This window comes from Streptomyces sp. NPDC001443 (genome assembly GCF_053597355.1).
The window spans coordinates 1-13,732 of record NZ_JBSFIA010000083.1 but is presented as its reverse complement, the minus strand read 5'-3'; the positions used below and the strand labels follow the sequence as shown (position 1 = coordinate 13,732).

Annotated in this window: 13 protein-coding genes; 10 read left to right on the top strand and 3 right to left on the bottom strand. The window is 71.0% G+C overall.

All coding sequences use genetic code 11. The annotated features are described in order from the left end of the window. The first annotated feature begins 244 nt into the window (after nucleotides 1-244). Complete coding sequence (locus ACWC24_RS41355; protein WP_450668081.1) at nucleotides 245-499, top strand: hypothetical protein; 255 nt, start codon at nucleotides 245-247, stop codon at nucleotides 497-499. Nucleotides 500-536: 37 nt separating this feature from the next. On the opposite strand, the gene ACWC24_RS41350 is transcribed toward ACWC24_RS41355, so the two are convergent. Next, on the bottom strand, nucleotides 537-1,628 hold the full coding sequence (locus ACWC24_RS41350) for a glutamate--cysteine ligase 2 (RefSeq protein ID WP_450668080.1): 1,092 nt from the start codon (nucleotides 1,626-1,628) through the stop codon (nucleotides 537-539). 167 nt (nucleotides 1,629-1,795) lie between these two features. On the opposite strand from ACWC24_RS41350, the gene ACWC24_RS41345 reads away from it, so the two are divergent. From ACWC24_RS41345 to ACWC24_RS41325, 5 genes are all read left to right on the top strand, one after another. Beyond that, entirely contained in the window at nucleotides 1,796-2,767 is a 972-nt protein-coding gene (locus tag ACWC24_RS41345) for an LLM class F420-dependent oxidoreductase (RefSeq protein ID WP_450668079.1), read from the top strand. Nucleotides 2,768-2,909: 142 nt separating this feature from the next. After that, nucleotides 2,910-3,746: a Rieske 2Fe-2S domain-containing protein gene (locus tag ACWC24_RS41340; RefSeq protein ID WP_450668078.1), complete on the top strand. Its 837-nt coding sequence runs from the start codon at nucleotides 2,910-2,912 to the stop codon at nucleotides 3,744-3,746. Nucleotides 3,747-3,763: 17 nt separating this feature from the next. Continuing rightward, the gene (locus ACWC24_RS41335; RefSeq protein WP_450668077.1) at nucleotides 3,764-4,285 is read left to right on the top strand and encodes a hypothetical protein; all 522 of its coding nucleotides are present in this window, start codon (nucleotides 3,764-3,766) and stop codon (nucleotides 4,283-4,285) included. Between the two features lie 189 nt (nucleotides 4,286-4,474). Next, a complete protein-coding gene (locus ACWC24_RS41330) occupies nucleotides 4,475-4,948 on the top strand; it encodes an SRPBCC family protein (protein WP_450668076.1) in 474 nt (157 codons plus the stop codon). 128 nt (nucleotides 4,949-5,076) lie between these two features. Continuing rightward, a complete protein-coding gene (locus tag ACWC24_RS41325) occupies nucleotides 5,077-6,108 on the top strand; it encodes a hypothetical protein (protein ID WP_450668075.1) in 1,032 nt (343 codons plus the stop codon). A 35-nt stretch (nucleotides 6,109-6,143) separates the two neighbouring features. On the opposite strand, the gene ACWC24_RS41320 is transcribed toward ACWC24_RS41325, so the two are convergent. After that, nucleotides 6,144-6,944 (bottom strand): inositol monophosphatase family protein, encoded by an 801-nt coding sequence (locus tag ACWC24_RS41320; RefSeq protein WP_450668074.1) that lies wholly within the window; start codon nucleotides 6,942-6,944, stop codon nucleotides 6,144-6,146. A gap of 101 nt (nucleotides 6,945-7,045) precedes the next feature. Between ACWC24_RS41320 and ACWC24_RS41315 the strand changes: the two genes are divergently transcribed. Beyond that, nucleotides 7,046-8,173, top strand: coding sequence for a MerR family transcriptional regulator (locus ACWC24_RS41315; protein WP_450668073.1), 1,128 nt, complete (start codon nucleotides 7,046-7,048; stop codon nucleotides 8,171-8,173). A gap of 284 nt (nucleotides 8,174-8,457) precedes the next feature. Here ACWC24_RS41315 and ACWC24_RS41310 read toward each other — a convergent pair whose 3' ends face one another. After that, entirely contained in the window at nucleotides 8,458-10,215 is a 1,758-nt protein-coding gene (locus tag ACWC24_RS41310; RefSeq protein WP_450668072.1) for a subtype B tannase, read from the bottom strand. A gap of 460 nt (nucleotides 10,216-10,675) precedes the next feature. On the opposite strand from ACWC24_RS41310, the gene ACWC24_RS41305 reads away from it, so the two are divergent. The 3 genes from ACWC24_RS41305 to ACWC24_RS41295 all read left to right on the top strand — a co-directional run bounded on the left by ACWC24_RS41305 (nucleotide 10,676) and on the right by ACWC24_RS41295 (nucleotide 13,176). Then, on the top strand, nucleotides 10,676-11,896 hold the full coding sequence (locus ACWC24_RS41305) for a sensor histidine kinase (protein ID WP_450668071.1): 1,221 nt from the start codon (nucleotides 10,676-10,678) through the stop codon (nucleotides 11,894-11,896). Beyond that, nucleotides 11,893-12,588 carry a response regulator gene (locus ACWC24_RS41300; RefSeq protein ID WP_450668070.1) on the top strand — a complete coding sequence of 232 codons (696 nt, stop codon included), beginning with the start codon at nucleotides 11,893-11,895 and terminating at the stop codon, nucleotides 12,586-12,588. The genes ACWC24_RS41305 and ACWC24_RS41300 overlap by 4 nt, the downstream gene beginning before the upstream one ends. 249 nt (nucleotides 12,589-12,837) lie before the next feature. Beyond that, nucleotides 12,838-13,176 (top strand): zf-HC2 domain-containing protein, encoded by a 339-nt coding sequence (locus ACWC24_RS41295; protein ID WP_450668069.1) that lies wholly within the window; start codon nucleotides 12,838-12,840, stop codon nucleotides 13,174-13,176. Nucleotides 13,177-13,732: the final 556 nt, after the last annotated feature.

Genomic DNA, 13,732 nt, shown 5'->3' with positions numbered 1-13,732 from the left:
TACTAAACCCACCAGCGCCGGACACACCCCGCCCACAGCAGGCACCACACGACACCGACCGCCGCCTCACACGAAGCGGCGGCCTTGTCGTATCCAGGGGCGGGGGCCCGCTTCCGCCTCGACCGGCCCGGACGTCCTGGTGCGTCACTTGCACTCGTTCGTGAACCGATCGGCGGGGCTCATCCGATGAGGGAGTGAACGCCGCTGCCGAGACGGCGCCCGAGTCCGAGCAAGGGGAAGACGGATGCTGCGCACGATGGACCTGCCCGCCCTCGCGCTGATCGCCCTCGCCGCCGCGGTCTCGCTGTGGCCGCTGATCGACTGCGTCCGCACCCCCGCGGACCGGGTCCGCTTCGTACCGAAGGCGCTGTGGGTGCTCTTCCTGCTCAACGGCTCGCTCTTCGCCGCCCTCGTCTGGTTCTACATCGGCAAGAAGTCGACGGCGGACGACGCGCAGGGCCCCGTTCCGCCGACCGGGCCCTTCGCTCCGGCGCGGTAGCGGAGGGTTCCCGACCCGCTACGGCTTGCGCCCCACGTCAGTCGCCCTGGGTGTGCCCGACGCACTCGACGACGAGTTCCCGCAGGCTGCCCGTGCGCTCCATGCACAGCCTCTGCTCCCGCGCGCCCGTTCCCCGGCGCAGCAGCCCGGCGAGGGCCGCTTCGACCTGCGCCGCGTCGCCGCTCGCGTCCAACGCGTCCCCGACGTGTTCCAGCAGCGAACGCGCCACCTCCACGGCGGGCCGGGGCCGCATGGTCACGGGGTCGAGCAGATCCCGGTCCAGGCCCGACTTGGCCGCCTGCCAGGCGGCCAGCCGCAGCAGACTGACGCCGTGGTCGGGCGGGGGCCTGCCCGCCCGCCAGTCGCGGGAGGCCGTCTCGACCAGGCCTCGGGCCAGCGCGGCGACCAGCACGGCGGTCTCCGCGCGCAGGCACACGTCCGCGACCCGGATCTCCACCGTCGGGTAGACCGCGGACAGGCGGGCGTCGAAGTAGACCATCCCCTCGTCGAGGATGACCCCGCTGGCCACCATGTCCGCCACCCTCCGGTGATATCGCTCGGCGGACCCGAACGGCTCCGTGGGCCCGGCCGACGGCCAGCGCTGCCACACCCGGGTGCGGTAGGCGGCGTAGCCGGTGTCCCGGCCCTGCCAGAAGGGCGAATTGGCGCTCAGCGCGCCCAGCACCGCGAGCCAGGGCCGCAGCCGGTCGAGCACGGCCACGGCCTCCTCGTCGGACTCCACCGAGACATGCACATGGCAGCCACACACGAGCTGCTCCTGGGCGGCCATCGCGTACTGCTCGGCCATCCACTGGTACCGCTCGTTGACGGTGAGCGACGGACTGACCGGCAGCGGGGACGTGGCGAGCGCGGCGACCGCGCACCCGATCCCGCCCGCGTACCGCGCCGCCTCCTTGCGGCAGCGAACGATCTCGGCGCCGAGGTCCGCCATCTGCGACTGCGGGTGCGTGGCGAACTCCAGCATCTGCCCGAACAGCTCCTTCTCGAACACCTCCTGCCCGGGATCGTCCTGGCCGGCCCGGGCGAGCACGGCGGCCGACACCGCCCGTGGCTGCCCGCTGTCCGGATCGACGAGGAGGAGTTCCTCCTCCACTCCCACAGTGCGCACCTGCCGCCGCCCTCCTGCCCGTGCCGTCCCATGCCGGACCGCACGGGTCCGTGACACCCCGACTACCCTGGGAAGAGAAGCCGACACCTACGGCAGTCAGGGCACACGTCCCGCGCTGCGCCGCCACCTGACCGTTTTGCCCCGGGCGATTCGGGGACGCGGAGGCCATGGTGCAATTCGGATACACGATGATGACGGAGCAGGCAGGCCCCCGCGAACTGGTCGATCACGTCGTGGGTGCGGAGCGGGCCGGCTTCGACTTCTCGGTGACCAGCGACCACTACTTTCCGTGGCTGCGTTCGCAGGGGCACTCCCCCTACGCCTGGACGGTCCTGGGGGCCGCCGCCCAGGCCACCGAACGTATCCCGCTGATGACGTATGTGACCTGCCCGATCTTTCGCTACCACCCGGCGGTCGTCGCGCAGAAGGCCGCGACGATGCAACTGCTCTCCCAGGGCAGGTTCCGGCTCGGGCTCGGCTCCGGCGAGAACCTCAACGAGCACGTCGTGGGCCGGGGCTGGCCCTCGGTGGAGGTGCGTCACGAGATGTTCGAGGAGGCCGTCGGCATCATCAGGGATCTGTTCGAAGGCGGCCACGTGAGCAGAAGAGGGCACCACTTCGCCGTGGACTCCGCCCGGCTGTGGGATCTGCCGCCCACGCCGCCACCGCTCGGGATCGCCGTGTCCGGCGACCGGTCGTGCGAACTCGCCGGCCGCTTCGCCGACCTCGTCATCGCCACCGAGCCGGACGCGGGACTGCTGGAGACGTTCGACCGGCACGGCGGCGCCGGCAAACCGCGCGTCGGGCAACTACCGGTCTGCTACGACCCCGACCGCGACACGGCGATCGAACGCGCCCACGACGAGTTCCGGTGGTTCAGCGGCGGCTGGAAGGTGAACGCCGAACTTCCCCACCCGGACTCCTTCGCCGCGGCAACCGAGTTCGTCACTCGTGAGGACGTCGCCGCGTCCGTACCCTGCGGCGACGATCCCGATGCGTTCGTGGAGGCGGTACGGCCCTACGCGGATGCCGGGTTCACCGAGATCGCCCTCGTCCAGATCGGTGGCGAGAGCCAGCCCGCGTTCCTGGAGTGGTCGGACCGGACGCTGCTGCCGGCGCTGCGCAACGCCTTCGCGTGATTTCGCATGAAGAGGACCTTCCTGATCCGCCCGTGACCGGGCAAGAAAGACGGTTCCCATGAGACTGACGCAACAAGCGAGTGAGACGACGGCGCAAGCGAGTGGGACGACGGCCTCACAGCGAAGCCCGCTGCCGAAGGCCATGGACGCGTTGGAACGCCAAGCGGCCCTGGACAGGCCCGCGGCAGCCGTCCGCCGAGCGGTGCGCGCGCTGCCGCTGGGCGGCGGCCGCGACGTACTGCGCGGTCTGTGGCTCGGGCATCCCCTGCACCCGGTCCTGGTCCAACTGCCCATCGGGGCTTGGAGTTCGGCCGCTCTCCTCGACCTGTTCCCCGGTGAGCGGCGGGCCGCCGACCGGCTCGTGGCCGTCGGTCTGGCCTCGGCCGGGCCGGCCGCGCTGGCCGGCTGGGTGGACTGGGCGGAACAGCGCCCCCGGCAGGCCCGGGTCGGCCTGGTCCACGCCGCGGCGAACATCACGGCCGTGGCCCTGTACGGCGGATCGCTGCTGGCACGGGTCGGTGGCAGGCGATCGCTGGGCCGGGTCCTCGGCTTCGCGGGCCTGTCGGTCGCCACGGTCGGTGGCGTGCTCGGTGGCCATCTCGCCTACCGGCAGGCCGCGGGGGTCAACCACGCCGAGGCGGTGCCGGTGCTGGTCGAACCGGCCTGGCACCGGATCGGGACGCTGGACGACTTCCCGGTGGGCGAGTTGGTACGGCGTACGGCCGACGAGGTACCACTGGTCGTGGTGCGTACGCAGGACGGCCGGCTCAGCGCGCTGGCCGACCGGTGCAGTCACATGGACGGACCGCTGCACGACGGCAGGGTCGTCGAGGGCTGTCTCGAATGCCCCTGGCACGGAAGCAGATTCCGCCTGTCCGACGGAGCGAACGTCCAGGGCCCCGCGACCGCGCCCCAGCCGCCGTTCACCTGCCGGGTCAGTCCCGACGGGGCCGTCGACGTCCGTCTCGCGCAGGTCTGAACGCCCTGGAGACCGTCATGCACCGCAAACTGCTGGGGATCTATCTCAACGACCATCTGGCCGGCGCCACCACCGGACAGCACGTGTCCCGTCACGTCGCCGAGCGCCTCCGCCACTCACCGTACGGAGGTGAACTGCGCCGCGTGGCACACGAGATCGGGGAGGACCGGCAGACGCTGCTGGAACTCATGGACGACCTCGGCGTCCCGGAGCGGCGCCACAAGGCCTACGCCGGGCGGGTCGCCGAGAAGGCACGCCTGTTCAAACTCAACGGGCGACTGGCGGGGCGGTCCGCGCTGAGCACCGTCACCGAGTTGGAGACGCTTCGTCTGGGGATCGAGGGAAAGACGCTGCTGTGGCAGACCCTTTTGCGGTTCGCTCCGACGAAGGCACTGGACGAGACCAGGCTGAAGACACTGCTGGAGCGGGCCCGGCGGCAGGCCGCCACGGTCGAGTCGGCACGCCGCGGCGCGGCCGTCGCCGCGTTCGCCCCGGCCCGAAGGCGTGGTCCCGCCCGGCTGCTGTCGTCCAGGGCATGAACCCCGGCCCCGACGGGCGCGCGCCCGGGCCGGCCGAGCACTGCGCAATGTGGGCGGATACCTGGGTTCACGCTGCTCTGCCGGGTACTCGGTGCCATACACATGCAAAACGGCCGGCCCACGTGGTGCGGCCGTCCACGGCAACGAACCGATGAGTCGGCATGTTGGCAAATCGGTAAGGAGAGTTTTATGAGTACTGTCAAGGAAGCGGTCGACGTGGAGGTGCCGCTGCGCACGGCGTACGACCATTGGACGCAGTTCGAGGAGTTCCCGCGGTTCATGGAGGGCGTCGACGAGGTCACGCAGCTCGACGACCGGCACAACCACTGGACCACCAGCATCGGCGGGATGCGGCGCGAATTCGACACGGAGATCATCGACCAGTTGCCGGACGACCGGATCACCTGGCGCACGGTCGGCGGCGACACCCGGCAGCGGGGATCGGTCCGGTTCGAACGGCTGGACGACCTGCACACCCGGGTGGAGCTCACGTTGGAGGTGGAGCCCACCGGTGCGGCCGAGAAGGGTGCCAGCGCGCTGGGCCTGATCGACCGGCGCGTCAAGGGAGACCTGCACCGCTTCAAGGACTACGTCGAAGGCGGCGGCGACATCGCCGGCTGGCGCGGCCGCATCCGTCCCGGAGACCCCGGCGCACCCATGTGACAGACCGGCACGGGCCCGGGTGGCCGACGGACACCGGACACCGGACACCGATGGTCGCGCAGGCGGGACTCCCCCAGCGGAGCGAGGCGCCCGAACACGGCGGTCGGCGGTTGTCTAAGGTCACCTGCATGTCGAGGACCACACCGCCGCGCCCGCTGGACATCGAGGCGCTCTTCCCGGAGCTGTCCGCACACCGGGGCACCACGACCCGGCTCCATCCACGCCCGGGACGGCCGGAGGTCACGACGAGCTCCGTCGGCGGTCCGCTGCTGTGGCCCTCGGACGAGCCCTGGCCGGTATGCACCGAGCCGCACAGCCACGTACGCGGCCGACGGCCCGCCGACATCCACCGGGAACGGCAGATCCTGGCCGCCGCGTGGCGGCGTGAACCGAAGCCCGGGCCCACCGACGAGGAGCGCCTGCTGCTCGACGAACTCGACCGGCCGCACCGCGTCGAAGGGGCTGCCGCGACGGATCCACTGCCCCTGATCGGCCTTGCGCAGTTCTACCGGAGTGAGCTTCCCGACCTGCCGGCCGGGCCGGACGACTGCGATCTGCTCCAGGTGTTCTGGTGCCCCTTCGACGCGCACGGCCCGAACGGCCACGGCATGCTGCTCGACCTGCGCTGGCGCCGGTCCTGGGAGGTCACCGAGATACTGGCCGCACCGCCGCAACCGCAGGTCGTCGGCTACGACGGATACGTACCGGAGCCGTGCGTGCTGCATCCGGAGCAGGTGGTCACCTACCCGTTCGCCGGTCTCCTCCCGGAGGACCTGTGCGCCCGGATCGACGCCTGGGAGGAGGCCTTGGAGGCCGAGGCCGGGGATGTGGCCGACGAGGAGGACGCCGCTCCGGTCGGATACCAGTACGACCTGTCGATCCCCCCGGGCTGGCGCGTCGGTGGCTTCGCCTCCTGGCACACCACCGACCCGGCCCCCATGGACTGCCGCACCTGCGCGCAGCCGATGCGGCTGCTGCTGACCATCGACAGTTCCGAGTGGGACGGCGGCAGCGGCAGTTGGCGGCCGCTGGAGGAACAGGGCCTGCCGCCGCACCCGCATGCCACTCCGACCGAGGTCACCGTGGGCCGCTGGGGCGAGCTCAACATCTTCGCCTGTCCCGGGAATCCCGCCCACCCGCACCGCTGGAGCATCCAGTAGGCCGGACGGGACCACAAAGCCGGACGGGTACGGTCTCAGGTGCCGGAATTGCGGATCATCGACATCAACAACCGGTGGGTCTCGTGGTCGCTCGCGACGACGAGACCACGGCCGGCCGGTCCGAGCGGGGCGCCGTCGACCCCGGTGACCACGCAGCCGGCGGCCCGGCACAGGGCTATGCCGGCGGCGAAGTGCACGCTCCCTGACAGGTCACGGCCGTCGGTGACGTAGGCGGCGCGCTTGCCGGCCGCGACCCAGGCCAACGCCAGTGTCGTGGACACGACCCGGGGCCGGAAACGTTCCACGAAGCCGGACTCCGCCAGCAGGTCGACGGCCCGGAAGCCGGGCGCGCCGGGGAACGGCGGGTCCAGGTTGACGTCCACGAGCCGGGTGGCGGACGTGGGCGCGAGCGGGGCATCGGCACCGTCGTGCCGCACCCAGGCGCGCTCGCCGTCGGTGCAGAAGACCTCGCCGCTGAACGGATCGGCCACCGCCGCCGCACCGCCGCGCAGGGCCACGTTCACGGCCACCAGCATGTTGCCGACGGCGTAGTTCAGTGTCCCGCACAGGGGATCCACCAGCCACTGGCGCGCGGCCTGCGCGGCGCCCTGCTGCCCGCCCTCTTCGCCGAGCACGGCGTCATCGGGCCGGGCGGCCCGGATGACGGCGAGGATCGCCTTCTCGGCCGCCACGTCGGCGGCGGTGGCGAAGTCTCCGCCTCCCTTGTCGATTCGGGTGAGCTGTCGGCCGTACAGCGTGCGCACCACGTCCGCCCCGGCCCGGGCGGCAGCCAGCGCGACCGCGGAATCGTCAAGGCCTGCATAGGAGTTGATCACCCGGTGGAGGGTATCGCGGGCGGCGGCGCGCGGCAGTGACGTGACGGGGGCCAACGCGCCTCCAGGACAGGCCGCTTGACCCTCACGCGGCGTCATGCCGCATGGTCGGTGGTGTGGAAGAGCACCTGACCGTGGGACGTGTCGCGGAGTTGGCCGGCGTGAGCGTCCGCACGCTGCACCACTACGACGCCGTCGGCCTCGTACGACCGTCCGCGCGGACCGCGGCCGGATACCGGGCCTACTCGGCGGACGACGTGGAACGGCTGCGGGAGGTGCTCACCTACCGGCGACTGGGCTTCGGACTGCGGGAGATCGCGGATCTGGTCGACGACCCGGACACCGACGCGGTCGCGCACCTGCGCCGGCTGCGCGGCCTGCTCATGGAGCAGCGTGAGCGCGCCGGCGCGATGGTGACGGCCATCGACAGGGAACTGGAGGCACGGGCCATGGGGATCAGGTCAACCCCGGAGGAACAATTGAAGGCGCTCGGTGCGCAGTTGTACGACGCCATCGGGTCCGCCTATCCGGCGACGCGACGTACCGAGCCGCGCATCGCCGCGCGAGTCTGGGAGGCGCTCGGGGACGCGCGGACGGTACTGAACGTCGGTGCCGGCACCGGCTCCTACGAGCCGCCGGACCGCGACGTGACCGCGGTGGAACCGTCGGCGGTCATGCGGGCGCAGCGGCCCGCGGGCGCGGCGCCGTGCGTGGCCGCCGCCGCGGAGAGCCTCCCGTTCGAGGACCAGTCGTTCGACGCGGCGATGGCCTTCAGCACCGTTCATCACTGGCAGGACCCGATCGCCGGGCTGCGTGAGATGCGGCGCGTGGCCCGCCGGGTGGTGGTGGTCACGTACGACGCCGGTGACACCGAGCGGCGTGAGCGGTTCTGGCTCACCCGCGACTATCTGCCCGAGTTCGCCGACCTGTTGGTCGACTGGCCTTCACTGGCCGATCTGACCCGCGCGATCGGGGGCCGGGCGGAGCCGGTGCTGATTCCGTGGGACTGCGCCGACGGCTTCTTCGAGGCCCACTGGCGCCGGCCCGAGGCGTATCTGGACGAACAGGTGCGTCGTGCGGTGTCGGTGTGGACCAGGGTCGGTCCGCGGGCCGAGCGGCGGGCGGTGGACGGCCTCCGCGAGGACCTCGCCTCGGGCCGGTGGGCCGAGCGCAACCGCGACCTCGTCGCCCTCGACGCGGCGGAGCTCGGTCTCTGGCTGCTCGTGGCCTGAACCTCGTACGCCCGAACGCCGCGAGAGGGCCGCCGCCCGCCGCACCGCCCTCGGAGGCCAGCCACCCATCACCCGCGTCAACAGCCCTGCGGGTCAATACACCTAGGCCGCAGGACGGGAGCTCTCCCTGGTGTGCGGTGGCAGAACGGGCTTTGTCCGTCAGCCCCGTGAGGAGGCGTGGTACGACGCCGTCCTGCTGGCCGGTCAGAGCGAGGAGGAGCGCGAGGCCACCATCGAGCGGCTCGGCGTCCGGGCCGCGGAGAGAAGTCCGAGGTCATGGATCCTCAGGCGCGGTGAGCGTCCTCCTGTTTCCGGTGGCCCGGTGCCAGCGGGTCGCCGGCCTTGTGGACGACCTTGGCGATCCAGGCCATCGCCTCGGGCACGTCGTAGTTGCCGGCGTGCGGCTGGTTCCAGGCGAGCTGGTAGTCGACGTCCTTGACCTGCGGGTCCGCCTCGAGTGCCCGGTCGAGGTTGACCGAGACGATGAACGAGGTGTCGCGGTCGCGAGTGCCGTTGCGGACGTACCAGTTCGGCGCGGTGTCGGCGCCGGTACCGATGAAGTCCATCGGGTCGATGAGGTGGATCTGGTCGTCGACGGTGGTGCTCGACCTGCGGGTGTACTGGGCCCAGGTCAGGCCGGTGTCGTCGATCCCGCTGCCGTCGCCCGCGACGTCGTTGTGGTCCCAGCTGTACTGGGTGTAGTTCATGTACTTCTGGGTCGGGGGCCCGAAGAGGTTGGTCTCGGTGCCGCTGGTGGTGTTCCCGTTGACGCCCACGGCGTCGAAGGCGGGCGTCGTCTTGAGCGTGGCCTGGGTGGCGACGAAGGCGAGGTACTTCGTCATGTCGACCGAGAGCACCTTGTCGGTGGTGTTGTCGACGTCGATCCAGTCGTTGACGTACGTCTTGGTGGTGGGCGGGCCGCCGAAGCCACCGGACGTGATGACGAAGTCCTCGCCGAGCTGCGGGATCGTGTGGGCGGGGTCGGCCTTCATATAGGTCTCGGCGGAGCGGACGACCTCTTTCCTGATGGCGTCGAGCAGGGTCGCGGCGGTGAGCGCGGAACCGTCGGGATTGCGCAGCCCGAGGCTCTTCTCGTACGCGGGGAACTGGGCGGCGATCGCGGCGGCGTCCTCGGGCGAGGGGTTCTCGCCGGTGGTGTCACGGGTGCCGAGGACGTTGTACAGCCACTCGTAGGATTTGTCCGCGTTGCCGAGGTCGGTGATCGGGCAGTACCCGTTGACCGCGAAGACGTCGTCGCGCAGGGTGCTGCGGCCCTTGTCGTCGATGCCCGCCGCACCGATCTCGGCGAGGTAGGGGTCGTACTCCTTGCTGTTGCCGGAGGCGCCCAGGATCGACACCAGCGCGCCGCCACCGCTGGTTCCGTTGATGACGATCCGCTCGGCGCTGCCGGGCATCGCGGCGTCGTTGAGGCGCAGATAGCGGACGGCGGCCTTGGCGTCGACCGCCGCGGCGGGGGCCTTGCCGGGAGCCGTGCCGTCGGCACCGACAAGTCCGCGGCTCCGGTTGGCCACGTCGACGAAGACGTATCCGGCCTTCAGCGCGGCGCCGACGTTGCTCGTGGAACTGTCGTAGGACGCACCGCCGGTCACGCTCGCCTTGATGTAACTGGCCATCCAGCCGCCGTTGTTGACCGCGAAGTAGATCGGTGCCCGCTGGTCGTCGAAGGCGCTCTCGGGGACGAACACGTTCATGCTCTGGTAGCCGCAGGCGGTGTTCTCGATCGTCGTGCTGCCGCCGCCGGGGCCGCCGGACTGCTGCGCCGCCGCCGCGACCGGCTTCGCGACGTAGCAGATCTCCTTGTACCAGCGCACGTTCATCGGCCGGCCGTCGACGGTGACCGTGATCGTCGTATAGGCAGCGGAGTCGAAGGCCAGCGCGGCGTCCTCCGGATCCGCGGCCTGGCCGCGGATGTGCGCCGGGGCCGGCCCGGAAGCCTCCGCGAAGGAGGCCGGGATCACGACGGCCGTGAGAGCGAGGGAGCCCGCGATCGCCACGCTTCTCAGCAGCTGCTTCCGGGTCACAGGGCGTCCTTCCTCGATACCGGTGAGGTGTGTGAGCGTGCGCGGCGTCCGGGGGACGCCGAGAGCCGCCGCATGGGGGTCTCCCCTCGTTGAGAGCCGAGTGCTTCGCAGATGCGTCGAGCGAAGGCGTCACGCACGCTACAAGATTGTTAACAATATGCACAGCGATCTAGCGGACATTTTTGTTATGAATCCTGGAGCGAACGATGGCCCGGACCGGCCGCGGTCAGCCGGCCCGGGCCATCGCCGTGGCCATCGCCATCGCCGCGTCAACAACCCTGCGGGTCAATACACCTAGGGCCGGCCGGCGGATCAAGGTGCGAGGCTGTCAGGTCCCGGCCCGTCACTCGAAGAGGCCAGTCGCGCCGATCGCCCGACCGGGCTGCTGGGGCCGGGGATTCAGGCGTGGCCGCCGTCCGTCGGCCCGGCAGCGTGCGAACAGCGTCCTTACGGTGATGCCATGGCAGTGAGCAATGCGCGCGAGCGCGAACCCCGGAGTGCGGTTCGTGACGTGCTGGGCGTGTCGGGGCTGTTCGTGCTGTCCGTCATCGGCGCCTCGTTCCTTCCGCACGAGCACCAATTCGTCGTGCGATGGCCCGCGGTCCTGCTGGCCGGCATCGGCTGCTTCGCGCTGCTGTGGCGTCGCCGCTTCCCTTTCGCCGTGGCGGCCTGCGCGGTCTGCTGCGGGGTGGCGTTCCAGTTGCTGGGGTTCCGGGAGAGTCCGGTGGTGACCAGCCCGGTCATCATGTCCGTGTACTCGGTGGCCACGTTGACGGACCGCCGCACGGCCCTGAGCGTGGCCGCGGCCTCGGCCTCCGTGCTGATCGGAGCGGCGTTGGTGCACGACCCGAATTCCGGGCTGCAACCGGACAACGTCGGAATGCTGGCGTGGACGGCCCTGCCGGCGGCGGTCGGGGACGGAGTGCGCTCGCGCCGGGCCTATGTCACGGCCGTGGAGGAACGGGCGGAGCACGCGGAGCGCACCCGTGAACAGGAGGCGCAGCAGCGGGTGGCGGCCGAGCGGGTCCGGATCGCGCGTGAGCTGCACGACGTCGTCGCCCATCACATCGCCCTGATCAACGCCCAGGCCGGTGTGGCGGCCCACGTGGGGCATCAGCAACCGGATCAGCTCGTCGCCGCCCTCAAGGACATCCAGGAGACCAGCCGGTCGGCGCTGGACGAATTGCGCGTCACGGTGGGCCTGCTGCGGCAGTCCGGCGACTGCGAGGCACCCCGCGGTCCCATTCCGGGGCTGGAACAGGTCCCCGCTCTGCTCGCCTCGCTCGAACGGGTCGGCCTCGCCGTCCTGTGCACCCGCCACGGTGCGACCCAGCCGCTGGCCCCCGCGGCCGATCTGGCCGCCTACCGCATCATCCAGGAGGCCCTGACCAACGTGCGCAAGCACGGCAGCGCGGACAAGGCCCGGCTGTGCCTGAGCTACACCCCCCGGTGGCTGACCATCACCGTCGAGGACGACGGCCGGACGCTCCCGCAGGAACCGCGGCAGGGCACCGGCCACGGGCTGATCGGCATGCGGGAGCGGGCTGCCAGCGTGGGCGGGACGCTCACCGTGCAGGAACGGCCCGAGGGCGGATTCGCCGTGATCGCCGAACTACCCCTGCGCTCCGCCACGACAGCGGGCGGCGGGACACCGCACGCACTACCGGAGGTCCGGACATGACGATCCGCGTTCTGCTCGCCGACGACCAGGCGCTGCTACGGGGCACCTTCAAGATTCTCTTCGACTCCACGGAGGACATGGAGGTCGTGGGTGAGGCGTCGGACGGCCACGAAGCCGTGGAACTGGCGCGCACCCGGCACCCCGATGTGGTGCTGATGGACATCCGGATGCCCGGGATGGACGGCCTGGACGCCACCCGGGCCATCAGCGAAGCCGACGATCTCGCGGCGGTGAAGGTGCTCATCCTGACCACCTTCGAGAACGACGAGTACGTCGCCGAGGCCCTGCGGCGCGGAGCGAGCGGCTTCCTCGGCAAGGGGGCGCAGCCGGACGAGCTCCTCGACGCAGTCCGCACGGTGGCCGCCGGCGAGGCGCTGCTGTCCCCCGCGGCCACACGCGCCCTGATCACCTGCTTCCTGGCCCAGCCCGAACCCTGTGCGGGCGCGGTCCACCAGCAGCTTGCCTGCCTCACCCCCCGGGAACGCGACGTGATGAGCCTCGTCGCGCTCGGCCTGTCGAACGATGACATTTCCGAACGCCTGTTCGTCAGCCCGTTGACCGTGAAGACGCACGTCAACCGCGCCATGAGCAAGCTCGCGGTCCGCGACCGGGCTCAGCTCGTCGTCATCGCTTATCAGTGCGGCCTGGTCAACGCGACGACGGATCGCGGCCCCTCTCCTCTCTCCGTATGACAGAGGCCCGGATGACAGAGGCCCGGCCGGGCGCCCCTGTCTGCGCGGCCGGAGCAGCCTGACCTGCCGGGTACTGCGTCCGCAGTACCCGGCATTCACTGCGGAGGGACGACGCGCACAGGAGGGGTCGTCGGCCAGTCTTGGAATGCGTCACAAGGGCTGAATCCATGCTTTGCACGACCGCCTGAACCAGCTGGACCTTGTGGAACGCCCGGGCGGTCGGGCGTCGCAGTACGGAGAGGATCCGACATGGCCACCAACCACGACGAATGCCGCGCAGTCCACGACCTGCTGGCCGAGCACGCGCTCCAGCTCCTTGCGCCCGAGCAGGCCGGCTCCGTCGTCGCCCACCTGGGCGTCTGCACCCCGTGCCGGGACGAGTACCACTGCCTGGCCGCGGTTGCCGCACACCTCTCCTCGCTCCGCGAGGCCCTGGCCCCCCGGCTCTGCCCGCAGCCGCGCTCGCACCCGTCCGGTTCCCACCGCGACGCCCCGCGCCAGCGTCACGGCCGGGGCTCCGCCGCCAAGGCCTGGTCCACTTCCCTCACGCTGTCCCAGTGGGTCGACCGCATGGCGTACGTCAGGTGACGCCGCAGAGCAGCCGAGGTCAGGAGGAGTTCCGGTCCGTCGTACGGGCGGCTGTGGGGCGGGAGGCGGCACAAGCCTCCCCGCCCGCACCGCATCAGGGACCCTTCGCGCGCAGCGGGCTTCTCGGCCCCCCACCGTGAACCCCGGCGCACGCAGTGTCACGGAACCGGTGAAGCACCCCACATGACCCACGTCACCCACTAACCCCGGTAGGAGATCAAAAGAGAAACTTGCCCGCGCAACCACCACCCCTGACCTGCGGATTGAGAGCCAGCTCACACCAACCGGCAAACACCCCAATGCGGCCACGACTAGTAAATGGGGTCATTGCGGACGCTTCTCGGGCCTGCTTGTCTTGAGGACGTCGCCAGGCACCACGACCCCCACAGGGTCACGGTGCCTCCGCACGCCAGGACCCACGCACCACCCGCACCACCCGGATCCGGCGAGCGAGCGACCTTCCTGTCCCCGAAGAAAGCGATCCTCCGTGTCCCTCGCCGCCATCCGCCGCATCGCCAGCCCGAAGAAGGCCCTCACCGTGACCGCCGTCGTCGCC

Bases quoted from the DNA above. Each gene is read 5' to 3' on its own strand.
- ACWC24_RS41355 (WP_450668081.1), top strand. From the start codon at position 245: ATGCTGCGCACGATGGACCTGCCCGCCCTCGCGCTGATCGCCCTCGCC.
- ACWC24_RS41345 (WP_450668079.1), top strand. From the start codon at position 1,796: ATGGTGCAATTCGGATACACGATGATGACGGAGCAGGCAGGCCCCCGC.
- ACWC24_RS41340 (WP_450668078.1), top strand. From the start codon at position 2,910: ATGGACGCGTTGGAACGCCAAGCGGCCCTGGACAGGCCCGCGGCAGCC.
- ACWC24_RS41335 (WP_450668077.1), top strand. From the start codon at position 3,764: ATGCACCGCAAACTGCTGGGGATCTATCTCAACGACCATCTGGCCGGC.
- ACWC24_RS41330 (WP_450668076.1), top strand. From the start codon at position 4,475: ATGAGTACTGTCAAGGAAGCGGTCGACGTGGAGGTGCCGCTGCGCACG.
- ACWC24_RS41325 (WP_450668075.1), top strand. From the start codon at position 5,077: ATGTCGAGGACCACACCGCCGCGCCCGCTGGACATCGAGGCGCTCTTC.
- ACWC24_RS41315 (WP_450668073.1), top strand. From the start codon at position 7,046: ATGGTCGGTGGTGTGGAAGAGCACCTGACCGTGGGACGTGTCGCGGAG.
- ACWC24_RS41305 (WP_450668071.1), top strand. From the start codon at position 10,676: ATGGCAGTGAGCAATGCGCGCGAGCGCGAACCCCGGAGTGCGGTTCGT.
- ACWC24_RS41300 (WP_450668070.1), top strand. From the start codon at position 11,893: ATGACGATCCGCGTTCTGCTCGCCGACGACCAGGCGCTGCTACGGGGC.
- ACWC24_RS41295 (WP_450668069.1), top strand. From the start codon at position 12,838: ATGGCCACCAACCACGACGAATGCCGCGCAGTCCACGACCTGCTGGCC.